This is a genomic window from Occallatibacter sp. FHG110214_02 (genome assembly GCF_059115385.1).
The window spans coordinates 206,755-230,127 of sequence record NZ_JBZYWK010000003.1; the positions used below are offsets into that span (position 1 = coordinate 206,755).

The 23,373-nt window shown below is 56.7% G+C and carries 23 protein-coding genes; 18 read left to right on the forward strand and 5 right to left on the reverse strand.

The annotated features are described in order from the left end of the window. Nucleotides 1-22: 22 nt before the first annotated feature. Entirely contained in the window at nt 23-373 is a 351-nt protein-coding gene (locus AC5S3R_RS04820) for an ArsR/SmtB family transcription factor (protein WP_494265713.1), read from the reverse strand. A gap of 70 nt (nt 374-443) precedes the next feature. On the opposite strand from AC5S3R_RS04820, the gene AC5S3R_RS04825 reads away from it, so the two are divergent. From AC5S3R_RS04825 to AC5S3R_RS04840, 4 genes are read left to right on the forward strand one after another with little or no spacing between them, the layout of a single operon-like run. Then, entirely contained in the window at nt 444-1,190 is a 747-nt protein-coding gene (locus tag AC5S3R_RS04825; RefSeq protein ID WP_494265715.1) for a prolipoprotein diacylglyceryl transferase family protein, read from the forward strand. Beyond that, nucleotides 1,174-1,500: a hypothetical protein gene (locus tag AC5S3R_RS04830; protein WP_494265717.1), complete on the forward strand. Its 327-nt coding sequence runs from the start codon at nt 1,174-1,176 to the stop codon at nt 1,498-1,500. Before AC5S3R_RS04825 ends, AC5S3R_RS04830 begins: the two co-directional genes overlap by 17 nt. Beyond that, complete coding sequence (locus AC5S3R_RS04835; RefSeq protein ID WP_494265719.1) at nt 1,497-1,805, forward strand: hypothetical protein; 309 nt, start codon at nt 1,497-1,499, stop codon at nt 1,803-1,805. The genes AC5S3R_RS04830 and AC5S3R_RS04835 overlap by 4 nt, the downstream gene beginning before the upstream one ends. A 3-nt stretch (nt 1,806-1,808) precedes the next feature. Continuing rightward, nucleotides 1,809-3,230 (forward strand): radical SAM protein, encoded by a 1,422-nt coding sequence (locus AC5S3R_RS04840; RefSeq protein WP_494265721.1) that lies wholly within the window; start codon nt 1,809-1,811, stop codon nt 3,228-3,230. Here AC5S3R_RS04840 and AC5S3R_RS04845 read toward each other — a convergent pair. Continuing rightward, nucleotides 3,227-4,162: an ArsR/SmtB family transcription factor gene (locus AC5S3R_RS04845; protein WP_494265724.1), complete on the reverse strand. Its 936-nt coding sequence runs from the start codon at nt 4,160-4,162 to the stop codon at nt 3,227-3,229. The genes AC5S3R_RS04840 and AC5S3R_RS04845 overlap by 4 nt on opposite strands. Before the next feature lie 110 nt (nt 4,163-4,272). On the opposite strand from AC5S3R_RS04845, the gene ahcY reads away from it, so the two are divergent. Together ahcY and metF are read left to right on the forward strand one after the other, a co-directional pair. Then, entirely contained in the window at nt 4,273-5,697 is a 1,425-nt protein-coding gene (gene ahcY / locus AC5S3R_RS04850) for an adenosylhomocysteinase (protein WP_494265728.1), read from the forward strand. A 123-nt stretch (nt 5,698-5,820) separates the two neighbouring features. Next, complete coding sequence (gene metF, locus AC5S3R_RS04855) at nt 5,821-6,678, forward strand: methylenetetrahydrofolate reductase [NAD(P)H] (RefSeq protein WP_494265730.1); 858 nt, start codon at nt 5,821-5,823, stop codon at nt 6,676-6,678. 403 nt (nt 6,679-7,081) lie between these two features. On the opposite strand, the gene AC5S3R_RS04860 is transcribed toward metF, so the two are convergent. Then, complete coding sequence (locus tag AC5S3R_RS04860; protein ID WP_494265733.1) at nt 7,082-7,858, reverse strand: glutaminyl-peptide cyclotransferase; 777 nt, start codon at nt 7,856-7,858, stop codon at nt 7,082-7,084. Then, on the reverse strand, nt 7,859-8,602 hold the full coding sequence (locus AC5S3R_RS04865; protein WP_494265735.1) for a DUF4397 domain-containing protein: 744 nt from the start codon (nt 8,600-8,602) through the stop codon (nt 7,859-7,861). 543 nt (nt 8,603-9,145) lie between these two features. On the opposite strand from AC5S3R_RS04865, the gene AC5S3R_RS04870 reads away from it, so the two are divergent. The 12 genes from AC5S3R_RS04870 to AC5S3R_RS04925 all read left to right on the forward strand — a co-directional run bounded on the left by AC5S3R_RS04870 (nt 9,146) and on the right by AC5S3R_RS04925 (nt 22,761). Further along, entirely contained in the window at nt 9,146-9,997 is an 852-nt protein-coding gene (locus AC5S3R_RS04870) for a cytochrome c3 family protein (RefSeq protein ID WP_494265737.1), read from the forward strand. Beyond that, nucleotides 9,994-13,143 carry a TAT-variant-translocated molybdopterin oxidoreductase gene (locus AC5S3R_RS04875; protein WP_494265739.1) on the forward strand — a complete coding sequence of 1,050 codons (3,150 nt, stop codon included), beginning with the start codon at nt 9,994-9,996 and terminating at the stop codon, nt 13,141-13,143. The genes AC5S3R_RS04870 and AC5S3R_RS04875 overlap by 4 nt, the downstream gene beginning before the upstream one ends. A gap of 6 nt (nt 13,144-13,149) precedes the next feature. Further along, nucleotides 13,150-14,586 (forward strand): NrfD/PsrC family molybdoenzyme membrane anchor subunit, encoded by a 1,437-nt coding sequence (gene nrfD / locus AC5S3R_RS04880; RefSeq protein ID WP_494265741.1) that lies wholly within the window; start codon nt 13,150-13,152, stop codon nt 14,584-14,586. A gap of 112 nt (nt 14,587-14,698) precedes the next feature. Beyond that, nucleotides 14,699-15,241: a DUF3341 domain-containing protein gene (locus AC5S3R_RS04885; protein ID WP_494265743.1), complete on the forward strand. Its 543-nt coding sequence runs from the start codon at nt 14,699-14,701 to the stop codon at nt 15,239-15,241. Next, nucleotides 15,241-16,017, forward strand: a complete 777-nt coding sequence (locus AC5S3R_RS04890) for a c-type cytochrome (protein ID WP_494265744.1) — start codon at nt 15,241-15,243, stop codon at nt 16,015-16,017. The genes AC5S3R_RS04885 and AC5S3R_RS04890 overlap by 1 nt, the downstream gene beginning before the upstream one ends. 50 nt (nt 16,018-16,067) lie before the next feature. Next, entirely contained in the window at nt 16,068-17,354 is a 1,287-nt protein-coding gene (locus tag AC5S3R_RS04895) for a hypothetical protein (RefSeq protein WP_494265746.1), read from the forward strand. Continuing rightward, nucleotides 17,341-17,946, forward strand: a complete 606-nt coding sequence (locus AC5S3R_RS04900; protein ID WP_494265748.1) for a hypothetical protein — start codon at nt 17,341-17,343, stop codon at nt 17,944-17,946. The genes AC5S3R_RS04895 and AC5S3R_RS04900 overlap by 14 nt, the downstream gene beginning before the upstream one ends. A gap of 39 nt (nt 17,947-17,985) precedes the next feature. Then, a complete protein-coding gene (locus AC5S3R_RS04905) occupies nt 17,986-18,903 on the forward strand; it encodes an SCO family protein (protein ID WP_494265750.1) in 918 nt (305 codons plus the stop codon). 4 nt (nt 18,904-18,907) lie between these two features. After that, complete coding sequence (coxB, locus tag AC5S3R_RS04910; protein WP_494265752.1) at nt 18,908-19,990, forward strand: cytochrome c oxidase subunit II; 1,083 nt, start codon at nt 18,908-18,910, stop codon at nt 19,988-19,990. Further along, nucleotides 19,987-21,657, forward strand: coding sequence for a cytochrome c oxidase subunit I (locus AC5S3R_RS04915; protein WP_494265754.1), 1,671 nt, complete (start codon nt 19,987-19,989; stop codon nt 21,655-21,657). Before coxB ends, AC5S3R_RS04915 begins: the two co-directional genes overlap by 4 nt. Beyond that, complete coding sequence (locus AC5S3R_RS04920) at nt 21,647-22,381, forward strand: cytochrome c oxidase subunit 3 family protein (RefSeq protein WP_494265756.1); 735 nt, start codon at nt 21,647-21,649, stop codon at nt 22,379-22,381. Before AC5S3R_RS04915 ends, AC5S3R_RS04920 begins: the two co-directional genes overlap by 11 nt. Nucleotides 22,382-22,416: 35 nt before the next feature. Continuing rightward, nucleotides 22,417-22,761: a cytochrome C oxidase subunit IV family protein gene (locus tag AC5S3R_RS04925; protein WP_494265758.1), complete on the forward strand. Its 345-nt coding sequence runs from the start codon at nt 22,417-22,419 to the stop codon at nt 22,759-22,761. Between the two features lie 53 nt (nt 22,762-22,814). Here the strand turns inward: AC5S3R_RS04925 and AC5S3R_RS04930 are convergent, their stop codons facing one another. Further along, nucleotides 22,815-23,324 (reverse strand): GNAT family N-acetyltransferase, encoded by a 510-nt coding sequence (locus tag AC5S3R_RS04930; protein ID WP_494265760.1) that lies wholly within the window; start codon nt 23,322-23,324, stop codon nt 22,815-22,817. Between the last annotated feature and the right edge of the window lie 49 nt (nt 23,325-23,373).

A 23,373-nucleotide genomic window follows, 5' to 3' on the forward strand; every position in this document is an offset into this window, starting at 1 on the left:
GATTCAAACTGGCTGTGGAAATTTATTTTCGCGGTGCTGGAGGCTGAGGGCAGACGGCGGTAGAGAGGGATTGCAGGGTCTCGGCGATGGCTTCCAGAACGCCGGGTTCGAGACTGAGGAGATGGAACTTGCCGTCGCGCTCGACGCGAATAAGGCCTGCGGATTCAAGCTCCTTGACGTGGTGGGACATGGTGGCGGCGGAGATGGGCATGGCGGCACGGGCGGCGGAGCAGTTCATAGGACAGCCGGATTTGGCGATCTGTTCCAGCAGTTCGAAGCGGCGCGGGTCGGCCAGCGCTTTGAGAATGGCGGTGCGGCGTTCATTCGTCATGCTGGCTTTCGGCGCGGTTTCGGGTTGGGGAATGGTGCTCATGGTCAATGTCCGGTCTTGTTAGATGTATGGTATCGCAGCGAAGGTTCAGAGGGGCGGATATACTGCCGCCATGCTGCGCATTGGCTCGCATCCCTTCTGGCATCCGGTTTTTGAAACGCTGGCGTATATGGCAGGGTATGCGGTGTATCGGCGGCTGCGGGCTCAGCAGGGCGATGTGATTGCGGAGCCGGCGCGGTGGAATGTGATTGCCGCCGCGGCTGTGGGGGCGTTGGTGGGCAGCCGCGTGCTGGGGCTGGCGGAGCAGTGGCCGATGGTGGTGGAGGCGTGGCGGACGGGACATTGGCTGGCGTTACTGATGGCTCCGGGCGGGAAGACAATTGTGGGCGGGCTGCTGGGTGGGTGGCTCGGCGTGGAAGCGATGAAGCTGGTGGTGGGGATTCGGGAACGAACGGGGGATTTGTTTGCGCTGCCGCTGTGCGTGGGGATTGCGGTGGGGCGTGTTGGGTGTCTGATTGCAGGGCTTGCAGATGATACGTATGGCAAGCCGACGGCGCTGCCCTGGGCCGTGGATTGGGGAGATGGGATTGGACGGCATCCGGTGCAGGTTTACGAGATTGTTTTCCTGGCGCTGCTGGGCTTTGTCGTTTCGCGTAAGTGGGATTTGCCGGACGGGGCGCGGTTTCGGATTTTTCTGGCGGGATATTTGGCGTGGCGTGTGGCGGTTGATTTTCTGAAGCCGCAGCCGCTGGTGGGCGGGCTGAACGTGATTCAATGGGCGTGCCTGGTGGGACTGGGAGTGCTTGGCGTTTTGGGGATTGCCGACTGGAGGGTGCGGGAAGATGCCGCGGCTGCTTGAGAATTTTCCTTTTGCAAAAGTGATTGCGATTCTGGCGAGCGTGTTTGGGATTGCGCTGGGGCTGTGTGGGGCTACATGGTTTGTGACCACTTCAACGCGCCTATCTAGCGCAACAAATTCTGTTGGGGCATTTGTCAGTTCGGTGCTGATGCTTGGGGGTGTGCTGGAACTGATTGCGATGGCAATATCAGCGTTCGGATTAGCAGGTTTTACAGTTCTGTGGGTGATTTCGTCGGTGGTGAATGGTTTTGGTAGAGGCAGTAATGATCTGCAGAAGTTGCTTGATGGCTCTGATGATGAGAAGAAGTGAAGTGGGGTGCGATGGGGTTTCGGGATTGGTGGCGGAATAAGAGCGGGAAGGCCAAGACGATTACGGTTTTGGCGACGCTGCTGATTTTGCAGATTGGGCTTTGCTTTGGGACGCCATCTTTTGTGGACTTTTACCAGGCTATTTTTCATATCAAGCCCAGTGCTAATGAGGAATTTGGTCCGGGCGTTGGATACATGATTGTTGAGGCCGGGCTGGCGGCGGTGACAGGGCTTGCTCTTGCTGTTGCTGTGTTCTCTTATGTTTTGTCTTACCTTGTTGAGCGGCTTTCGCGGCCTAAGGAGTGAAGGATGACTGAGAAGCTTCGGCCTTATCTGTTTTATGACGTGGCGATTTCGATTTGCTCGACGTGTTATCAGCGGGTGGACGCGAAGATTGTTTTTGAAGACAGCAAGGTGTGGATGTTGAAGCGGTGTCCGCGGCATGGGCATGAGCGCGTGCTGGTGGCTGACGATGTGGACTACTACCGGCGGTCGCGCGAGGTGTTTATCAAAACGCCGGAACAGCCGATGGTTTACAACACGCCCGTTAAATATGGCTGTCCTTACGATTGCGGGCTTTGCCCGGATCATGAGCAGCATAGCTGTTTGACGCTGGTGGAGATTTGCGATGCGTGCAACCTGACTTGTCCGATTTGCTATGCGGGAAGCGGACAGCATCGGACGGAGTTTCGCTCGCTCCCACAGATAGAAGCCATGCTGGACTGCGTGGTGCGCAATGAAAAGCAGCCGGACGTGGTGCAGATTTCCGGCGGCGAGCCGACGCTGCATCCGGATTTCTTTCGCGTGCTGGAGATGTGCAAGGAGAGGCCGATTCGCCACCTGATGGTGAATACGAATGGGATTCGCATTGCGCAGGATGCGGAGTTTGCGAAGCGACTTGCTGATTTTATGCCGCAGTTTGAGATTTACTTGCAGTTTGATTCGCTGCAACGCGAGCCACTGATGCAATTGCGCGGGGCGGATTTACGCAGCATTCGCGAGAAGGCGCTGGAGCGGCTGAATAAGCTGGGGATTTCGACGACGCTGGTTGTGACTGTCGAACGCGGCGTGAATGACGGCGAGCTGGGCGCGATTGTCGAGTTTGCGCTGAAACAGCCGGCGGTACGCGGCGTAACGTTTCAGCCGGTGCAGCAGGCGGGGCGCGTGCAGGGGTTTGATTCGGTGCAGCACAGGCTGACGCTGACCGAAGTGCGGCGGCGCATTCTGGAGCAGACGGATGTGTTTCGCCCGGAGGATCTGATTCCGGTGCCTTGTCATCCGGATGCGCTGGCGATGGCTTATGCGCTGAAGCTGGGCGGGAAGACGGTTCCGCTGACGGGGATGGTTCCGCCGGAGGTGCTGATTGACGGCGCACGGAACACGATTGTCTATGAGCAGGAAGCAGGGCTGAGGGAGCAGATTTTCAAGCTGTTTTCTACGAATCATTCACCGAGTTCGCAGGCCTCTACGCTGCGGGAGCTGCTTTGCTGTCTGCCAAAGGTTTTAATTCCGAAGGATATTGGTTATAAGAACCTGTTCCGGATATTGATTGTGCAGTTCATCGATGCGGAGGCCTTTGACGTGCGCAGCGTGAAGAAGAGCTGCATTCATATTGCGCATCCGGATGGGAAGCGGCTGATTCCGTTCGACACTTTCAATATGTTTTATCGCGGCGAGTTGGAAACGACTCGGCTTGCGGGCTTGCGGCGTGAGGAGCTGACTGCGGTTTAAGGCTTGATGGCGATGACGAGCAGCGTCTGAAACTGCGGCGTTTCTACGGATTTATCGACGATGGAGACGTCAATCTGGCTAAAGCCGGCAGTGGTCAGCATCTGCTCCAACTCCGCTTCGCCAAAGCCCAGCCACTCGTCGGCATAAAGCTCGCGAGCCTCTTCAAAGCGATGTTTTGCGAGGTCAAGAATCGCAATCCGTCCGCCGGGGACCAGCACGCGAAAAGCTTCTTCGAGAGCCTTGGCCGGGTGCATGGCGTGGTGGAGCGACTGCGAGAAGAAGGCGATGTCCACGGCTGCGGTGTCGATGGGAAGCTCTTCCATGTCGCCCAGGCGGAATTCAATATTAGAGACGCCCGCGCGGAAAGCTTGCTCACGGCCCACTTCCAGCATCTTTTCTGAGGAGTCGATTGCGATAACCCGCCGGGTTCTTGGGGCAAGCAAGAGAGCAAACCCACCGTCGCCTGCTCCGAGATCGGCGATGGTCATGGGCGGCATGAGGCGCAGCAGTGCTTCGGCGAGCGATTTCCAGCTTTTTCCGGGAACATAGTCACGGCCCAAACGCCCGGCCATATCGTCGAAGAAGGCCCTCATGCGATCCTGGCGTTTTTTCACGACGCGGCGCATGGCGGCCTGGTCGGCCTCACATTCCGGCGTTTCTTTGCGGGCTTTGGAAAGGATTTCTTCGAGGAATCCATTAGCCGTAGTGTTGTTCAGGCTGTAAAAGCTGCTCTTTCCCGTGCGGCGGTCTTCCACTAAGCTAGCCTGTTTGAGCTGGGCCAGATGCGTAGAAATTGTGCTTTGCCCCATGGTGAGAATCTCCTGCAGTTCCGCGACGGAAAGCTCCTCGGCTTTGAGCAGAAGGAGAATGCGCAGCCGATTGGGATCGGCAGAGGCGCGGAGAATTTTCACAATGGAGGGTGTTGACGCCATGGATTGCACTCTGATACATATCAACATATCACGATGCGTCGATGGATTGAGTGCAAAGTGGGTGCAGAAGTTCAGAATCCGCGAAAGACGCAAGGATAAGGAGTTCCGAAATGGCGACAACGCTGGAGATTGGCGCGGCTGACTACAAAGTAGCCGATATGAGCTTGGCCGACTGGGGCCGCAAGGAGATTTCCATTGCCGAGCACGAGATGCCCGGTCTGATGGCGATTCGCAACAAGTATGCGGCGGAGAAGCCGCTGGACGGCGTGCGCGTGACTGGCTCGCTGCACATGACGATTCAGACAGCGGTGCTGATTGAGACGCTGGTGAGCCTGGGCGCGGAAGTTCGCTGGGCGAGCTGCAATATCTTTTCTACGCAGGACCACGCGGCGGCTGCGATTGCCGCAGCGGGTGTTCCGGTGTTTGCGTGGAAGGGCGAGACGCTTGAAGAGTATTGGGACTGCACCTACAAGGCGCTGAGCCATAAGAATGGCACGGGGCCGGAGTTGGTTGTGGATGACGGCGGCGATGTGACGCTGCTGATTCACAAGGGCTATGAGCTGGAAGACGGCGACAAGTGGGTTGATACTCCGAGCGGCAACCACGAAGAGCAGGTGATTAAGGATTTGCTGAAGCGTGTTTATGCCGAGGACCCGCAGCACTGGCACAAGGTTGTGGCGGCATGGCGCGGAGTTTCGGAAGAGACGACGACGGGCGTGCATCGCTTGTACCAGATGGTAGAGAAGGGCAAGCTGCTTGTTCCCGCCATCAACGTGAACGATTCGGTGACGAAGAGCAAGTTTGACAACCTGTACGGCTGCCGTGAGTCACTGGCCGACGGCATCAAGCGCGCTACTGATGTGATGGTGGCGGGCAAGGTGGCTGTGGTCTGCGGTTATGGCGACGTCGGCAAGGGCTGCGCGCATTCGCTGCGCGGCATGGGCGCTCGCGTGATTGTTACCGAGATTGACCCCATCAACGCGCTGCAGGCGGCGATGGAAGGCTTTGAAGTGACCACGACGGAAGACACGCTGGGACGCGGCGACATTTATGTAACAACGACCGGCAACGTGGACATCATCACCTTTGAGCACATGCAGAAGATGAAGGACCAGGCCATTGTTTGCAACATCGGCCACTTCGATAACGAAATCCAGATGGACCGCCTGAATGCTTCAGATGCGAAGAAGCTGAACATCAAGCCGCAGGTAGACAAGTACACTTTCCCCGACGGGCATGAAATCTTCATCCTCGCCGAAGGCCGTCTTGTGAACCTTGGTTGCGCCACTGGCCACCCGAGCTTCGTGATGTCGAACAGCTTTGCCAACCAGACGCTGGCGCAGATTGACCTCTGGAAGAACAAGGATGTCTACAAGGTCGGCGTCTACACGCTTCCGAAGAAGCTGGACGAGGAAGTAGCGCGCCTGCATCTGGAGAAGATCGGCGTGAAGCTGACGAAGCTTTCGCAGAAGCAGGCCGATTACATCGGCGTGTCGGTGGATGGGCCGTTCAAGCCGGAGCATTATCGCTACTAAGAAGCAAGGTGACAGGTTACAGATGACCGGTGACAGTCTTGTTGTCGCAGCCATCTGTAGCCTGTTTTCCGTTGCTATTGTTTTTAGCTATCACCTCTAACCTGTCATCTGTGACTTGCATTTATGAGCGCGTCTACACCTATTTCGTTTGAGCTGTTTCCACCACGTACGCAGGAAGGTGTGGCGAAGCTTCCCGCGGTTGTTTGCCAGCTTGCAGAGGCAAAGCCCTCCTACTTTTCCGTTACGCATGGAGCGGGTGGCTCTGATCAGGACGGCACGTATGAAACGCTGCTGACCGTGGTGCGCGAGTGCGGCATTGTGGCTGCGCCGCATCTCACCTGCATTGGCTCAACACAAGCAAAGATTGGCGCGCTTCTCGATAAATATCGCACGGTGGGCGTGAAGAAGATTGTTGCGCTGCGCGGAGATTTGCCTGCGACGGCGATGAGTGCGGCTGCGCCGGGCGAGTTCAACTATGCGAATGAGTTGGTGAGCTTTATTCGCAAAACGCATGGAGACTACTTCACGATTGAAGTGGCGGCGTATCCGGAGATGCATCCGCAGGCGACGAGTGCGCAGGCAGACTTTGATAACTTCCGCCGCAAGGTGGATGCAGGTGCGAATGGCGCGATTACGCAACTCTTCTACAACGTGGATGCGTACTTTGACTTCATCGAGCGCTGCGCGAAGGCCGGCATTACAATCCCGATTACGCCGGGCATTATGCCCATCACGGGCTATGCCAACATTGTGCGTTTCTGCACAGGCTGTGGCGCAGACCTGCCGCGCTGGCTGAAGCTGCGGCTGGAAGACTTGCAGGACGATAAGCCCGCTCTGCAGGAGTTTGGATTGGAAGTAGTGACGCGGCTATGCAAGACGCTGCTGAAGCACGGCGCGCCCAGCCTGCATTTCTACACAATCAATCAGGCAGACCCGACGCTGCGGCTGTGCGCCAATCTCGCTGTGGGAGCTACGGCGTAATCTTTCAGGCTGTGTGCGAGCTATTTGGATGTTCGTTACGCTTCTTGGCCCACTGCTGCCAAAGCAGCAATGGCAGCGGCACATAGTAGCGATGGTTGCAGGTGTGGCAACGAACCGGCGAGAGCAAAACCAGGCGCTGAAATAAGTCCCAACTCTGAACACGAGAAGCTTTAACTTTTTCGGATGAGCATCGAGGGCAAACCATGGGCCTTAAACCTCTCCGCAATGACGCAGACTGAAGCTCGATAGCCTAACGAGCAAAGCATTGCGAATATAAAAATTGGATTCGGTGGCCTGTCAGGGTGAATTATTTTTCTTCGGCCTGATTTGACGCTACCCTGCAAATTCTAAGAATTCAACAAAAATAATGTAACAGAATGTAACGATATAAAACTTTGGCTAGTTATTTTTGCTTCGAAGCGTGTGGTTTTTGTCTTGTAGTCACGCGGATTTCATAGAGCCGCGGCCAGAGTTTGCCGGTTACAAAGAGCCGATCATGCGCGGTGTCATAGGCAATTCCGTTCAGCACGGCCTCTTGTGAAGAGCGTAAATTATCAGGCAGCAAGCCAGTTAGATCAATCCAGCCGAGCACGGCTCCGGTCTGCGGAGAGATGCGCGCAATACGGTCGGAGTGCCAGATGTTGGCGTAAATCTGGCCGTGAATGTATTCCAGTTCATTGATTTCTTTGACGGGTGTGCCGTGGTCTTTCACCGTGATGTGGCGCAGTTCATGCAGGTCGGTGGGGTCGAGGACACGAATGTCGGGAGTGCCGTCGCTGAAGATAAGATGCTTGCCGTCTGAGGTAAGGCCCCAGCCCTCGCCGGGATAGTGGAGTGTACGCAACAGGCGGAAGCTGAAGCGGTCATAGACGAAAGCGACGTGTTCTTGCCATGTCAGTTGAATGAGTGTGCTGCCGTAGGAGGCGAGGCCTTCAGCGAAGTATTCCTTTGCCACCGGAAGCTGCTGCAGGATGCGCCCGGTTTCAAGGTCATCCATGCGCAGCGAAGATTGCCCATACTGCCCATCGCTTTCATAGAGATGGCCGTCCATATAGAGCAGGCCTTGCGTGAAGGCATGCGCATCGTGCGGATAAGTATGGAGAACGCGATAGGTATCCGCGGACTGCGTATGCAGCGCCGTGCAAATGAGCGCTCCGAGCAGAAAGGGAAGTCGCCGCATTTAGTTCAGGTCGTCAGCGATGATGGCGGACAGTGGAGGGTTGGTGGTGAGTTGGCTATCGACGACGACCACGGTGCGAACTTCGCCTCCGGTGAGTGCAAGCTGCGCGGAGTAGTTAGTCTTTGCGGTCGTAACGCCTGTGGGCGTAATCACCATGGTCACGGTCTGCGAAGAGAAACTGACGTAGCCGCAAGTGGCTCCCACTGCCACATTGGTGCAGAGCGGAGTTGCATCGGCCAGCGTGGAGTCGGAGGGAACCATATATACGTCCACGGCTCCGGTGCGGGGCGCCTGGTTGAGAAAGCGGAAAGTAGAGTGGCCGGTCGAAGCTGGAGTGGATTGGTCTTCCAACACATTCACCACGTACTGCGTAGCAGACGCGCCGTTATCCGTAATAAAGACAGAGTGTTGCGTGCCAGCGCTGAGTGTGGCTGCTGCCGTAACTGCCGGTGTTTTCCCGGAAACGGGGGTCACTTTAATGGTTGCCGCAGTTGAGGGCTTAACCGTGCCGTACGTGCCGATATATCCCTGGCCGATATTGCTGGCGAAAAGCTGTCCATCAACGTAGACGTTCGCGGTTGGAGCGATATAAGAGGCATCGATGACGCGAACAAGCGCCGTGGGGGTAAATCCCTGCACTGTCTGGCAGGCGGAAAGCCCAAATGCCGCGAAAAGTGAGCCAACAGCCGCTACTGCCAGAAACGGCAGGCTGATCTTGCGCTTGATTTGTTGTTTTGTGTCCATGTCTTTCGGCAGCGTGCACCTTATTCAAGGCGACCAGCTTCCCCCTCATGGTACATGCAGTTTTGGATGCGCAGGAGAGGATTCGCGTTATAGATGCAATGGAGGAATCCAGTTGGTTGCGGGAAGCTTAGGCAAGGGGTGTCATTCTTGGCACGCGCAATGCGAGAAAAAATCTGTAGTGGTCAATTGTGCGATTGCCGTGATAATTTGTTGCCACAAGATTTCAGGACATGTAACGACGGCTGAAACGGGAAGGCGGTCTATGGCCTGTTTTTGCTATTTACCCAATCCATTTCTTTTCAGCGGATTACATAGTGAGATGCTGAGAGGTTTTTTCGGAATAAACGAAAAGACGTAGCGACTGAAATGTGATTGGACTGCTATATTGGGTCGTCGGAATTTCTGCCCCTGGCAGATGCGGTTAATTTCTTCGGAAGTTAAGAAAAGTAGCAGGCAAGCACATTTGGGCGTGTGCTGGCTCGCCCCGTCGAGCGGCATTCCCCTATCGATAAACAAGCGCAGTAAGAACTAGGGAAACCATTCATGGCGCAAATATTTGACCGCAGCTCCAATGCACTTGCTCGCATGAGCCTTGTGTTGACGGGGTTGATCGTGATTGCCCTGGGAGTTACGCTCGACCAACTGCAGCGTTCCCCCTGGGTGACGCGGCAGGGGCAGCGCCCGGACCAGCCGGTGCCGTTCAGCCACAAGCACCATGTGCAGGGACTGGGACTTCAATGCCAGTACTGTCACGTCACCGTAGAGAAATCGAGCTACGCCGGCATCCCTCCCACCAAGACCTGCATGAACTGTCATGCGCAAATCTGGACCAACGCGGCGCTGCTTGAACCGGTTCGCCAGAGCTGGGCGACAGGCAAGTCCATTAACTGGATGCGCGTGCATGACCTCCCGGATTTTGCCTACTTCAATCATGAGATTCACGTAAATAAAGGCATGGGATGTGCCACCTGTCACGGCCGCGTGGACCAGATGCCGCTGATGTATGCGCAAAACACGCTCCAGATGGAGTGGTGCCTGGACTGCCATCGCAATCCCTCCAAGAACATTCGCCCGACCAGCCAGATCTACAACATGGCATGGGAGAAGCCCTCCTCTGACCATCCGGTCTGGTGCTCGGTGAAGGATGCGAAGGATGGTGTGCCGACGGCGCAGTCGGTTGACTGCGTGACGAAGGACCCGGCAGGCTCTGGTCCACAGGTTGCTCTGCTGCAGACGGCTGCTGCAGGAACGGCGAGTGATACGCCTGCTGCGATGCCGGTTCCGGCGGTGTACCAGAAGTTTGATAGCCAGGATGCGCTCGGACACTTCTTGGTCAAGCAGTACAAGATTCGCACTCCGCGTGATCTCACAAGCTGCGAGGTTTGCCATCGATGAGCGATCTGACAAGCAGCATGGGGATTGGGCCTGCGGAAAACGGAAACAACTTTATGGGGAGCGGCGTGGATAAAGACAATAAGCATCCGCAGGCTGCCGGCTCCGCGGCTGGAATGACTTTGGTCCAGGTGCGCGAGAAGCTGAAGAATACCAAAGGGAAACGCTACTGGCGCTCGGTGGATGAGCTGGCGAACACGCCTGATTTTCAGGCTGCCGTGGAGCGCGAGTTTCCCTCTGCCGCACAGGAATGGGTAGACCCGGTTTCGCGCCGCGGCTTTATGAAGCTGATGGGCGCAAGCATGGCGTTGGCCGGATTGGCCGGTTGCGCCAAGCAGCCTGACGAGCCGATCTATCCCTATGTAAAGGCGCCGGAGGATTTGATTCTCGGCAAGCCGAACTACTTTGCTACGGCGTATCCCTTTGTGACGGGTGCTGTGCCAACGCTGGTCAAGGCGGATTCCTTCCGTCCTATTAAGGTGGACGGCAACCCGGAGCATCCCTATAACACCGGCTCCTCGGATGTCTTCACGCAGGGTTCGCTGCTGGATTTGTACGACCCCGACCGCTCGCAGAAAGTTACGTTTGACGGTGAGAACCGCGAGTTCAACGAGTTTGCCGAAGTCTTTCAGCATGCGGTGAGCGAGTCGAAGGATGGGACGGGCATTTACTTCCTGAGCGCGACGGTCACTTCTCCAACACTGGCGCGGCAGTGGAGCGAGGTACAGAAGGCATATCCCAAGGCCAGGCTGGTGCAGTATGACCCGGCGGCTGCGGGGACGGCGCTGACCGGCGCTAACTCGACGCAATATTCGCTGACCGATGCGGACGTGATTGTCTCGCTCGATGCGGATTTCCTGTCGGGCTCTGCGTATCCGGGTTTCCATAAGCTGGTTCGTGAATATGCAGCTCGACGTAAGAATCCCGAAAACCTCAATCGGCTGTATGTGATTGAGAGCACACCTTCGACGACAGGTCTGAAGGCGGAGCATCGCCTGGGACTGCGAGCGAGCGAAGTCCCGGCTTTCGCGGCGGCACTGGCTGCGGCGGTTGGTGCTTCGGCTGTGACGGCTCCTTCGTATAGCTGGACAGGTGAGCAGCAGAAGTATCTGACAGCCTTGGCGAAGGATTTGAAGGCGCACGCTGGCAAGTCAGTTGTGATTCCGGGGCTCTATCAGGATGCTTCAGTGGCGGCGATTGCGGCAGACATTAACCAGGCGCTTGGCAACACGGGCAAGACGGTACAGGTTTCGCAGCCGATAAACCCGATTCCCAGCGATCAGATTGCGGACTTCAAGTCGCTCGTCGCAGATTTGAATGCGGGCAAGGTGGATTGGCTAGTGATGTTGAACACCAATCCGATTTACAACGCTCCTGCGGACCTGGATTTTGCCACGGCCTTCGGTAAGGCGAAGACTACGGTACATCTAGGTTCCCACGTCGATGAGACAGGGCAGATTGCTGACTGGCACATTCCTGCGGCGCACTCGCTGGAGTCATGGTCGGATGCGCGCAGCTATGACGGCACCATTTCCATCATTCAGCCGCTCATCGACCCGCTTTATGGTGGCAAGACCGCGCACAATGTTCTGCAGCTTTTGCTGAATGACACGCTGCTGAGCGCCTACGACGCAGTTCGCGAGACGGCGAAGATCAGCATCAAGGGCGACTTTGAGACAGGCTGGCGCAAAGCGCTGCACTCGGGCTGGATTGACGGAACGGCCTTCACGGCGGGCGGCACGGCAGAAGCTTTGAAGGGGGCGGTTCCCACGCCTTCGTCGAAAGACGCTATCGAAATCATCTTCCGGCCAGACCCGAATGTTTATGATGGCCGCTTCTCGAACGTCGGCTGGCTGCAGGAGCTTCCTAAGCCGGTCACAAACCTGAGTTGGGATAATGCAGCGTTGGTTTCCGGCACAACACTCACCAAGCTCAATCTTGAAGAAGACGACATCCTCGAAATCACCGTGAATGGCCGCAAGGTGAAGGCTCCGGTTGTTGTAGCGCCGGGCCATCCGGATAACAGCGTCACGGTTTACCTCGGTTATGGACGTTCGTTTGCAGGTCGCGTGGGCTCGGGGGCGGGCTTCAATGCATACCTGATTCGCTCGACAGACGCGCCGTTCTATGCGACCGGCTCAGTAAAGAAGGTGGACGGCAAGTGGGGGGTGGCGATTACCAAGAGCCACTATCAGGACCACCGTTCCAAGTTCTTCGGCGGAGAGGGCAACGGCAACAACTCGATTGAAGGCGATGAGGCCATCGGTGAGCGCGGCATCATTCGCTACGCAACGCTCGATGAGTACAAAGCGCATCCCGGCTTTGCCAATGAGTCTGACGAGAAACACAAGGACTACGAAAAGACCGAGATGGGGAATTCGCTGTTCCCCAACTGGACATACGAAGGCAATGCGTGGGGCATGTCAATTGACATGAACTCCTGCGTTGGCTGCAACGCGTGCATCGTGGGCTGCTACGCGGAGAACAACATTGCAGTGGTGGGCAAGCAGCAGGTTCGCATTGGCCGCAACATGCAGTGGCTCCGCATTGACACCTATTACGAGGGCGATTTGTCTGCACCTCGCGCGCACTTCCAGCCGATGGCCTGCCAGCATTGCGAAAACGCGCCTTGCGAACAGGTTTGCCCGGTAGGCGCAACGGTTCACACGCCGGAAGGCCTCAACACGATGGTCTACAACCGCTGCGTGGGCACCCGCTACTGCTCCAACAACTGCCCGTACAAGGTGCGCCGCTTCAACTTCCTGCTCTTCTCTGATTTTGAGACCGAGAGCCTCAAGCTCATGCGCAACCCGGATGTTTCGGTCCGTTCGCGTGGTGTGATGGAAAAGTGCAGCTACTGCGTGCAGCGTATCCAGGCCGTCAAGATTGAGTCCGACAAAGAGAACCGCACAATTCGCGACGGGGAAATCAAGACTGCCTGCCAGCAGGCCTGCCCGTCTGAGTGCATCACCTTCGGCAATCTCAACGACAAGAGCAGCGCGGTTGCAAAGCTTCGCGCAGACGAGCGCAGCTATCAGGTGCTTGCCGACATCAATACCCGACCGAGGACGTCGTATGTAGCCGCGGTCATCAATCCGAACAGCGAACTCGAAGAAACTCCGGTGGAACACGCGCCGGTAAAGGGTTAAGCCACAATGGCAACGAGCGAACTGAGACCTGGCAATCCGGAAAGCGACCGCTGGATAGATCCGGCCACGGGCGAATTCCGGGTATTAGAGCCCGGACAGACCTTCAAGTCTGTCACCGCGAAGATCAGCGATATTGTGCTGACGCCGAACACGCCTCTTGGCTGGTTCGCGCTCTTCAGCATGGGCGGCGCGGTGGCGGTTTTTCTTCTGACGGCCGTTACCTGGCTCTTTCTCAAAGGCACCGGCATCTGGGCCATTACGCAGCCCGTCGCGTGGGGCTTCGCCATCATCAACTTTGTGTGGTGGATTGGTATTGGCCACGCAGGCACGCTGATTTCGGCGATTCTGTTGCTCTTCAAGCAGGGCTGGCGCAACTCGATTAACCGCTTTGCCGAGGCTATGACAATCTTCGCCGTGGTCTGCGCCGGCATGTTCCCGCTCATTCACGTAGGCCGCCCGTGGCTCGGTTACTGGCTGCTGCCCTATCCGAACTCGATGACGGTGTGGCCGCAGTTCCGCTCGCCGCTGCTTTGGGACGTCTTCGCGGTTTCGACGTATGCAACGATTTCGGTGGTCTTCTGGTACATCGGCATGATTCCCGATTTCGGAACCATGCGCGATCGCGCGAAGACGCCACTGGCACAATACGCTTACGGCCTTATCTCGCTTGGCTGGCGTGGTTCGGTTCGCCACTGGATTCGCTACGAGACAGCATCACTGCTTCTCGCTGGTCTCGCCACTCCGCTGGTGCTTTCGGTGCACACCGTCATCAGCTTTGACTTCGCAGTGGCTGCCATGCCGGGCTGGCATACAACAATCTTCCCGCCCTACTTCGTTGCCGGCGCTATCTACTCCGGCTTCGCGATGGTGCTGACGCTGGCTCTCCCGCTGCGCAAGTTCTATCACCTGGAATCGTTGGTGACCGAGCGCCACATCGACAACATGGGCAAGGTCATGCTGGCAACAGGTGGCATCGTCGCCTACGGCTACGGCATGGAAGTCTTCATGGCGTGGTACTCGGCCTCGCACTGGGAATTCTTCATGATGTGGAACCGCATGTTCGGGCCCATGGGCTGGTCTTATTGGATGCTCATTGCCTGCAACATCGTGATTCCGCTGACTACGCTGTGGTGGCGCAAGCTGCGCACCAACATCGGCTTCATGTTCTTCATTTCGATTGTGGTCAACACCGGCATGTGGTTCGAGCGCTTCGTTATCGTCGTCACCAGCCTTTACCGCGACTTCCTGCCGTCCTCGTGGGGCACGTATCGCGCCACCAAGTGGGACTACATGACGTATATCGGAACCTTGGGCCTCTTTACCGCGCTCTTTATGTTGTTCGTGCGCTTCCTGCCCATGATTCCGATGAACGAAATCAAGATGATGCTGCCGGGGGCCAAGATTAAGCCCAAAGAAGCGGTAGCAGGAGAGAGCCACGTATGAAGTTCTCCGATTGCAGCTCATCGAAGTCACGGATCTTAAGTGTTCTTTTCCTTAAGAAAAGAACACCTTGGATGAACTTTTCAACCGCGATTAAATCGGAGGAACTTCTTTAATGCCTCCTCGTCAAGGAACATACGGTCTTCTGGCTGAATTCGACACGCCTTCCGATCTCGTCCGCGCGGCCACTGCGGCGCGCAAAGAGGGATGGCGCCGACTGGACTGCTACACGCCCTATCCGGTGGAAGAAGCGGCTGAGGCTATCGGTTTCCACAAAAACAAGGTGCCGTTGCTTACACTCATCGGCGGCATGATGGGTCTGGTTGCCATGTTCTCCCTTGAGACGTGGGTCTCAACGCTGGCTTATCCGCTGAACATTGCTGGACGCCCGATGTACTCCTGGCCTGCATTCATTGTGCCCGCCTACGAATGGACGATTCTGTGGGCAGGTCTTTCAGCGGCCTTCGGCATGCTGGCGCTGAATGGCCTGCCGTCGCCCTATCACCCGCTCTTCAACGCGCCCAACTTCCGTGCCGGCGCCTTGGATGACAAATTCTTCCTATGCCTTGAGGCATTGGACCCCAAGTTCGACCTCATCGAAACCCGGGCTTACCTTGAAACGCTCGCGCCGGTTTCGATTACGGAGGTGGAGTACTAATGCCAATGCGCCGCCTCACCAGTTCGCAGGTACTGGGCCTCGCCGCAGCTTCCGCGCTTGTTTTGATCGCCGGTTGCCGTCAGGACATGCACAATCAGCCGAAGATATTTCCGCAGCGCGGCTCCGTGATATTTGATGACGGTCGCGGCGCACGCCCGCAGGTCGTGAACACCGTGGCCCGCGGCCAGCTTCATGAAGACAGCTACTTCTACACCGGCGTGACCGAGGGCGCCAGCGGCTATCGCGAAGAGCATGACCAGCTTCCCGCGGAGCTACCCGTCTCCATCGCACTGCTCAAGCGCGGGCAGGAGCGCTACAACGTGTACTGCACACCCTGCCACTCACGCGTAGGCAATGGCTTGGGAGAGATTGTGCAGCGTGGCTACAAGCCAGCCGCCAACTTCCACGATCAGGTGCGCACCGCTCAGCCGCTCTCGCACTACTTCTGGGTAATGACGAACGGCTACGGCGCAATGCCGGATTATTCAGCGCAGCTTACACCCACGGACCGTTGGGCGGTTGCCGCTTACATCCGCGCTCTGCAGTTGAGTCAGGCCGCGACAGCAAGTGACGTCCCAGCAGGCGCAAAGGTGGAAAGCCTCAAGGACATTGCTGCGCAAGAGGGCCTGCCTGCGGATTATGCAAAGCCATGGACATTGCCCGAGACAGCGGTTCAAGCCTATCCGCATAAGGATGCGGAAGGCACCCCCGGCATGGCTCCGGCCAACCCGGCGGACCCGACGATTAAGGTGCCCGCAACCAAAGTAGGCAAGTAGAGAACGGAACCAGAAGCTAACGGAACTGGGAGCAGGGATAAGGAATAACAATGGCTCACGAATCTCATACCAAGACGCTGCCCGCCGATCTGAGCGCACCCGAGGTCGTCAATACCTGGAGGACCCGTGCACTGCTCGTCGGAGTTGTCTTTGCGGTTATCGCTGCTGGCCTTGCCTTTGCGGACGGGTCGATTGACCATGTAGTGCGTGCATGGCTGCTTGGGTTGATGCTGACCTTCGGCTTTGCCTGCGGCGGCATGTGCCTGCTGATGCTGCAGTATTGCACTGGCGGCAAGTGGGGCCTGTTGCTGCGCCGTCCTCTCGAAGCAATGAGCCGCACTCTTCCGCTGGTCTTTATCTACTGGCTGCCCATCGCATTCTTTCAGGGCAAGCTTTACCAGTGGGCAAATCACGGCCTCGTTGACCAGGCTCTCAAGCTCGGGCAGATCACCGACGCGCAGGTTGAAGCAATCGACCACGCCATCAAGTGGAAAGCGCCGATGCTGAATCCGACAGCTTTCGTTGTCGTCAGCCTCATCTGCTTCGTCATCTGGACCTTCTACATGTGGAGGCTGAACGCGCTCGGCCTCAAGCGCGATGCCGACTCTCCGGAAAATACGCCCGTCTGGATTAAGAAGTTCGAGAATCTGAGCGGCTTGGGCATCGTCATCTACGCGCTCACCATGACAGCGGCGGTTATCTACTGGGTTATGTCGCTGGATGTGACATGGTACTCGTCAGTTTATGGCTTGCTCTTCCTCGTCGGGCAGGGCTACCAGGTGCTGGCCTTCTCCATCATCACGGCCATCAGCCTCTCGAAATACGAGCCATTCAAAACGGTTCTGCGCCAGACCGAGCAGCATGATCTTGGCAAATTCACCTTCGGCTTTGTCATGTTGAACATCTACCTCGCCTTCGCGCAGTTCCTGATTATCTGGTCGGGCAACTCGCCGGAAGAGATTCCGTGGTACCTCGATCGCATTCGCGGCCACTGGGGCATCATCGTCACGCTGGACTTCCTCTTTCATTGGCTCATCCCGTTCACCATGCTGCTCTCGCGTGATCTGAAGCGCAATAAGAAGCGCCTCATCCGCGTATGCCAGTGGATGATCTTCGCCAAAGCATTCGATCTCTTCTGGCTCATCGAGCCCAACTTCAAAGATGCCGCGCGCAATCTGCACTTCAGCTTCGGCATTCTTGAATACATTGCAGTACCCGTGGCGCTTGTCTCGTTCTGGATTGCGTTCTTCTCCATCCAGTTGAAGACCCGCCCCGTGGTGCAAGTCAACGATCCGCACCTGGCGGAAATTCTGGAGCCCGAACATGCACACGCCTAATGACGGACACGAGCCCGAGCAGGTAGATACCTCGCACGGTTATGAGAAGAGCGATGTTCGCGTCACTGGCATCGTGGTCTTTCTCACCGCGCTCAGCACCTTTGTCGTGGTGGCGGCGGTCCTTTGCTGGGGCATCGGCAAGGTCATCAACCTTGCCATGGACAAGGAAGACGGGCCGAACTCCAAGTGGGCCAAGGTTGCCGATGAGCGCCAGTTGGGCAACCTGCCGACAAACCCGCAGCTCCAGAGCAAAGTGGCGGAGCTGACACAGCAGTTTCCTGCGCCGCGCGTGCAGACCGACGACGGCAACCAGGATGTAGCGGATTTGCACGAGCGCGAGGATTTATTACTCGACCACTACTCCAAGGTGGATGGCTCCGACAAGGTTCGTATCCCGATTGAGCGTGCCATCGAGCTGATTGCACAGAAGGGCCTGCCGGTTGCGCCCGCTGCGACAACCGAAAAGCCGCTGACAGGGGACAGCGTGCCCATGGTGACAGCTCCGTTGACGACAGGCTTTGCGCGTACAGCATTTGAGCAGGAACAGGCAGCACAGAAGAAAGCCGAGCAGGTCCAGGGCGAGAAGCAGTAACTTAACGCACGGTTGAGACGAAGTTTTCTGAGGTTCACTATGAAGTTGCAGAGCACAACTCGGAGCGTCTTTCGCGGAGCAATCTTCACCGCGGGCACTGCGCTAGTGCTGTCCGCAGCTTTGCAGGCCCAGGTTGCCGGATACGGCGACAAGCAGATGGGCCCGGCGAATCAGAAATCGTCGATTCTCGACAAGGTTGGCATCTCACAGCATCTGAATCAATCGCTGCCGCTGAATGCAACCTTCACCGATGATGAAGGCAAGCAAGTCCAGCTAGCAAGCTACTTCGGCGCTAAGCCGGCCATTCTTGCGCTCGTCTATTACCAGTGCCCGATGCTGTGCTCTGAGGAGCTGAACGGCCTCACCGGCGCGCTGATGATGGTGGATGAAAAGCCGGGCCGCGACTTCAACATTATCGTTGTCAGCATTGATCCCACGGAAGGCACTGACCTCGCGGCGACAAAGAAGCGCAGCTATGTAAAGCGCTATGGTCATCCGGAATCGGCGTATGGTTGGCACTTCCTTACTGGTACGGAACCAAACATCAACGCGCTGACGCAGGCAGTGGGTTTTGGCTACACAAAGATTCCCGGCCCCGATGGAAAACTGACGCAATATGCGCACGCCAGCGCCATTCAAATTATCACGCCGCAGGGTCGCATAGCGCAGTACTACATGGGTGTGGAGTATAGCCCGAAGGATTTGCGTCTCGGCCTGGCAGAGGCGTCGGACAATCGCATCGGCTCGCCGGTGGACAACATTTTGACCTACTGCTACCACTACGATCCCGGCACCAATAAGCACTCGCTGATTATTGCCCGGATTGTTCAGTTGGGTGGCTTGGTTACGGTGCTTACACTGGCCGGATTTATGTACATGATGTTCCGGGCAGATGCGAAACGCGAACGTGAACACAAAGTAGATCTCCAGAGACCCGCAACAAAGGTGAACGGATAACGGAATGGATCATATTAGCCCAGTACTCTGGCAATTTCTCGTCAAGTGGATGACGAACTTTGCGCTCTTCCCGCCGGAAGCGTCGAAGATCGCGCCGCAAATGGACGCGCTCTACTTCTTCATGGTGCTGGTGAGCCTTGTCGGTCTCACGCTCGTTGCGCTGCTGATTTTTGGCTTCTCCATCCTTTACAGCAAAAAGCGCCACCCGGTTGCGGTGCAGATCGAGGGCTCAACCATCCTCGAAGCGACGTGGACCATCATTCCGCTGGGTCTGTTCCTCATCATGTTCGTATGGGGCTCGCTGATTTACTTCCGCGTCTACACGCCGCCAGCGAACGCAATGAACATTTATGTCGTCGGTAAGCAGTGGATGTGGAAGGCCGAGCATCCCGGCGGCCAGCACGAGATCAACTCGCTGCACATTCCCACTGGCCAGCCGGTTCAGCTCACACTCATCTCGCAGGATGTCTTCCACAGCTTCTCGATTCCCGCCTTCCGCGTAAAGCGCGAAGCGATTCCCGGCCGCTATACAACGGTGTGGTTTGAGCCCACGCAGGTTGGCACCTATCATCTCTTCTGCACGCAGTACTGCGGTACGGAGCACTCGCACATGATTGGCGATATCGTGGTGCTCAGCCCCGAGGACTACAAGAAGTGGCTCGCGCAATCGACCAGCGGCATGAGCCTTGCGCAGAACGGCGAACGGCTCTTCGCCAGCCTGAGCTGCAATGCCTGCCACAATGGCCGACCCGATGCACGCGGTCCTTCGCTTGCGAACGTCTATGGTTCCCGGCTGCGTCTAAGCAATGGACAGCAGCAGCTGGCGGATGAAGCCTATCTCCGCGATGCAATCCTGAATCCGTCGGAGCATATCACGCAAGGCTACGCTCCAATCATGCCGACTTATCAAGGACAGATCAGCGAGGACGGCGTCATCTCGCTCGTGGAATACATCAAGACTCTGAACTCGAACTACCGCGTCGAACAGACGCTCAACACAACCGGGTTGCTGCCGGAAGGCGAGGGCAAGGCTACTCCAGCCGCAACAGCGCCCAAGCCTGCAGCACAAGGGACGGTGACACAATGAGCAGCGCTACAATTGTCAGTCTTCCCGACCAGTCAACGGCCAGGATTCCGAAGGACAACTTCCTCACAAGGGAAAATGGAATTCTTAGCTGGCTGCTGACCGGCGACCACAAGCGAATCGCGATTCTGTATCTCATCTCGATTACGTTCTTCTTCGCGATTGGCGGTACGCTCGCGGGCCTCATCCGTCTTGAGCTGCTCACGCCGCAGTCGGACCTGATGGCCACTGACACCTATAACAAGGTCTTTACGCTGCACGGCGTGGTAATGATTTTTCTGTTCCTGGTGCCCTCGGTGCCGGCCACGCTGGGCAACTTCCTCATCCCTATCATGATTGGGGCAAAGGACCTTGCGCTGCCGAAGATTAACCTGCTGAGCTGGTATCTCTACATGGCCGGCGGCCTGTTGACGCTCTACAACATGATGACCGGCGGTGTGGACACAGGCTGGACCTTTACGACTCCGCTCTCCACGCACTACGTCAACACCAACGTGCTGACTACGGGCCTGACCATCTTCATCGCAGGCTTCAGCTCCATCTTTACGGGCCTCAACTTCATCGTGACCATCCACAAGATGCGCGCACCGGGCATGACGTGGTTCCGGATGCCGCTCTTTGTGTGGGCCAACTACGCAGCCAGCATCCTCATGGTGCTCGGCACGCCGGTTCTGGCTATTGCAATTGTGTTGGTGGCTCTCGAGCGCACCATCGGCATCGGCGTCTTTGATCCGGCCAAGGGCGGCGATCCGCTGCTCTTCCAGCACTTGTTCTGGTTCTACTCGCATCCGGCTGTATACATCATGATTCTGCCGGGCATGGGCGTCATCTCCGAGACGGTTTCAACATTTGCCCGCAAGCGAGTCTTCGGTTACACAGCGGTCGCGTTCAGTTCGGTAGCCATCGCGATCTTCGGCTTCTTTGTGTGGGAACACCACATGTTCATCATGGGTGTCTCCAACTACTCCACGCTGGTCTTCTCACTGTTGACAATGCTGGTCGCGGTGCCTTCAGCTATCAAGATTTTCAATTGGGCCTTCACACTTTACAAAGGTTCCATCACGTTTGAGACGCCGATGCTTTACTCCTTCGGCTTCATGGGCCTGTTCACTATCGGCGGATTGACTGGCGTATTTCTCGCCTCCACTGGCACGGACATTCATCTGACGGAAACTTACTTCATCGTCGCGCACTTTCACTTTGTCATGGTGGGTGGCATGTTGATGGCCTTCCTTGCGGGTATCCATTTCTGGTGGCCTAAGATTACGGGGCGCATGTATCCGGAGAAGATTTCGCAGTTGGCAGCCGTGGTTACATTCATCGGCTTCAACTTCACCTTCTTCCCGCAGTTCATTCTTGGCACGCTCGGCATGCCTCGCCGCTACGCTTCGTATCCGCCGGAGTTCCAGATTCTCAACGTCTTCTCTACCGCTGGCGCAACCATCCTCGGCATCGGTTATCTGCTGCCGATTCTCTACCTGACCTGGTCGCTGAAGTACGGCGAAATTGCCGGCGACAATCCGTGGCAGGCAACGGGCCTTGAGTGGCAGATTCAGTCCCCGCCGCTCACGGAGAATTTCCTCGAAATGCCAATCGTCGATCACGACGCCTACGACTACGAGTGGCTGGAAAATCAGCAGAAGCAGAAAGAGGTCCCTAGTGTCGGATAGCACTCTTGCGCACGCTGAGCATGCGCATCCTCCGTATCAGCGGCATCACTTTGAGACCATGGAGCAGCAGGTGGACGCCACCGGCTTTGCCATGTGGCTCTTCCTGCTGACGGAAATCATGTTCTTCGGCGGCATGTTCTGCGCCTATCTGATTTACCGCAACTGGTATTATCCGGCGTTCGTAGCTGCGTCGCACCAGCTCTCCATCTTCTGGGGCACGCTCAATACGGGCGTCCTTATTACGTCGAGCTTTACGATGGCGATGGGCGTCTATTTCGCGCAGATGCGTGAAAAGGGCAAGCTGGTCCTATGCCTTGTTCTCACGCTTATCCTCGGCCTGACCTTCCTTGGCATCAAGACAATTGAGTACAAGGAGAAGTTTGAGAAGCACCACGTCCCCGGCGCGCATTACAGCCTGCAGTCGTTCCTGAATCCCTCTTCGGATGAAGCCGCAAAGGCTGCGGACGACAAGCCGTTACCGCTCGACATGGCACGCCACACGGAAATTTACTTCTCGCTCTACTTCGCTATGACCGGAATGCACGCGCTGCACATGATTATCGGTATCTGCATCCTTGGCTTCATGATTGTGAAGGCAAATCAAGGTGCATATACCGGCGGCCATGTCAGTTTTGTCGAATACTTCGGTCTTTACTGGCACTTTGTCGATATCATCTGGATCTTCCTCTTCCCGCTGCTGTATCTCATCAGCAGGCATCAGTGACAGGAAACCGGCAATCTCTTGGAAGGATTAGAAGCATGAGCGAACACGACAACGAAATTGAGCATGGCGAGACGGAACACCATGACGGAACCGAAGGTCACATTGTCAGCCCGAAGATTTACCTGCTGATTTTTTTTGCGCTCCTTGTAGGAACCGCACTGACGGTTGCGGCCTCCTACGTGGAAATGGGTCCGCTGAACCCCATCGTTGCCATTGCGATTGCGGTTATCAAGGCAACACTGGTGATTCTCTTCTTCATGCACGTCAAGTACAGCCCAAAGCTGACCAAGCTGGCGGTGGGTTCGGGCATCTTCATGTTTCTGGTGCTGATTGCCATGACGCTTTCGGACTACATCAGCCGCGCCTGGGGGCGCTGGTAAAAGCAGTTCACAGGGGCGTGAATCTAAAAAAAGGCCGCCCCAGGGCGGCCTTTTTATTTGGCTCCGTTCAAGGGCATTTCAAAATAAATCAGCGGCGCGGTGCGATATACCGCCCGCCCTACTTCCATAAAGCCGCACTTGGCATAAAAAGGGCCGGCCCCTGCAGGCACATCGTAGGAATCAAGCCGAATCGCATCCCCGCCGGACTCAATAACGATCCTCTGCGCCTCCGCAATAGTTTCTCGCCCCAACCCTTGCCGCTGAAAATCCGGATGCACGGCCATATTCGTTAGATAAAACGGCCTCTGCCGCAATGCAAAATAGTCCGGATCAATCGCCCACGGCTTGCGCGTCGCCAGCGTCATTGTCGCCAGCACCCGTCCCTTGCTCCGCACCACATATACGGGCGAACCGCGTACGGCGGAAAGCGCGCCGCGCTCGCTCAGGTTTTCACACCAGTATCCGCAGCCAAACCTCTCTGTCAACCGTTCGTTGACAGCCGTGCGCAGCGCCACAAGCGAAAGCGCGTCATCATCCGTGGCGAGTTGAAGTCGAATCTGCATTCCAAATCATTCGATGCTTAGACAGAATAATTCGCTTCGCGACCGGGCG

Excerpts from the sequence above, each read along its gene's own strand:
- AC5S3R_RS04820 (WP_494265713.1), bottom strand. The coding sequence starts at position 373 with ATGAGCACCATTCCCCAACCCGAAACCGCGCCGAAAGCCAGCATGACG.
- AC5S3R_RS04825 (WP_494265715.1), top strand. The coding sequence starts at position 444 with ATGCTGCGCATTGGCTCGCATCCCTTCTGGCATCCGGTTTTTGAAACG.
- AC5S3R_RS04830 (WP_494265717.1), top strand. The coding sequence starts at position 1,174 with ATGCCGCGGCTGCTTGAGAATTTTCCTTTTGCAAAAGTGATTGCGATT.
- AC5S3R_RS04840 (WP_494265721.1), top strand. The coding sequence starts at position 1,809 with ATGACTGAGAAGCTTCGGCCTTATCTGTTTTATGACGTGGCGATTTCG.
- AC5S3R_RS04845 (WP_494265724.1), bottom strand. The coding sequence starts at position 4,162 with ATGGCGTCAACACCCTCCATTGTGAAAATTCTCCGCGCCTCTGCCGAT.
- ahcY (WP_494265728.1), top strand. The coding sequence starts at position 4,273 with ATGGCGACAACGCTGGAGATTGGCGCGGCTGACTACAAAGTAGCCGAT.
- metF (WP_494265730.1), top strand. The coding sequence starts at position 5,821 with ATGAGCGCGTCTACACCTATTTCGTTTGAGCTGTTTCCACCACGTACG.
- AC5S3R_RS04860 (WP_494265733.1), bottom strand. The coding sequence starts at position 7,858 with ATGCGGCGACTTCCCTTTCTGCTCGGAGCGCTCATTTGCACGGCGCTG.
- AC5S3R_RS04865 (WP_494265735.1), bottom strand. The coding sequence starts at position 8,602 with ATGGACACAAAACAACAAATCAAGCGCAAGATCAGCCTGCCGTTTCTG.
- AC5S3R_RS04870 (WP_494265737.1), top strand. The coding sequence starts at position 9,146 with ATGGCGCAAATATTTGACCGCAGCTCCAATGCACTTGCTCGCATGAGC.
- AC5S3R_RS04875 (WP_494265739.1), top strand. The coding sequence starts at position 9,994 with ATGAGCGATCTGACAAGCAGCATGGGGATTGGGCCTGCGGAAAACGGA.
- nrfD (WP_494265741.1), top strand. The coding sequence starts at position 13,150 with ATGGCAACGAGCGAACTGAGACCTGGCAATCCGGAAAGCGACCGCTGG.
- AC5S3R_RS04885 (WP_494265743.1), top strand. The coding sequence starts at position 14,699 with ATGCCTCCTCGTCAAGGAACATACGGTCTTCTGGCTGAATTCGACACG.
- AC5S3R_RS04890 (WP_494265744.1), top strand. The coding sequence starts at position 15,241 with ATGCCAATGCGCCGCCTCACCAGTTCGCAGGTACTGGGCCTCGCCGCA.
- AC5S3R_RS04895 (WP_494265746.1), top strand. The coding sequence starts at position 16,068 with ATGGCTCACGAATCTCATACCAAGACGCTGCCCGCCGATCTGAGCGCA.
- AC5S3R_RS04900 (WP_494265748.1), top strand. The coding sequence starts at position 17,341 with ATGCACACGCCTAATGACGGACACGAGCCCGAGCAGGTAGATACCTCG.
- AC5S3R_RS04905 (WP_494265750.1), top strand. The coding sequence starts at position 17,986 with ATGAAGTTGCAGAGCACAACTCGGAGCGTCTTTCGCGGAGCAATCTTC.
- coxB (WP_494265752.1), top strand. The coding sequence starts at position 18,908 with ATGGATCATATTAGCCCAGTACTCTGGCAATTTCTCGTCAAGTGGATG.
- AC5S3R_RS04915 (WP_494265754.1), top strand. The coding sequence starts at position 19,987 with ATGAGCAGCGCTACAATTGTCAGTCTTCCCGACCAGTCAACGGCCAGG.
- AC5S3R_RS04925 (WP_494265758.1), top strand. The coding sequence starts at position 22,417 with ATGAGCGAACACGACAACGAAATTGAGCATGGCGAGACGGAACACCAT.
- AC5S3R_RS04930 (WP_494265760.1), bottom strand. The coding sequence starts at position 23,324 with ATGCAGATTCGACTTCAACTCGCCACGGATGATGACGCGCTTTCGCTT.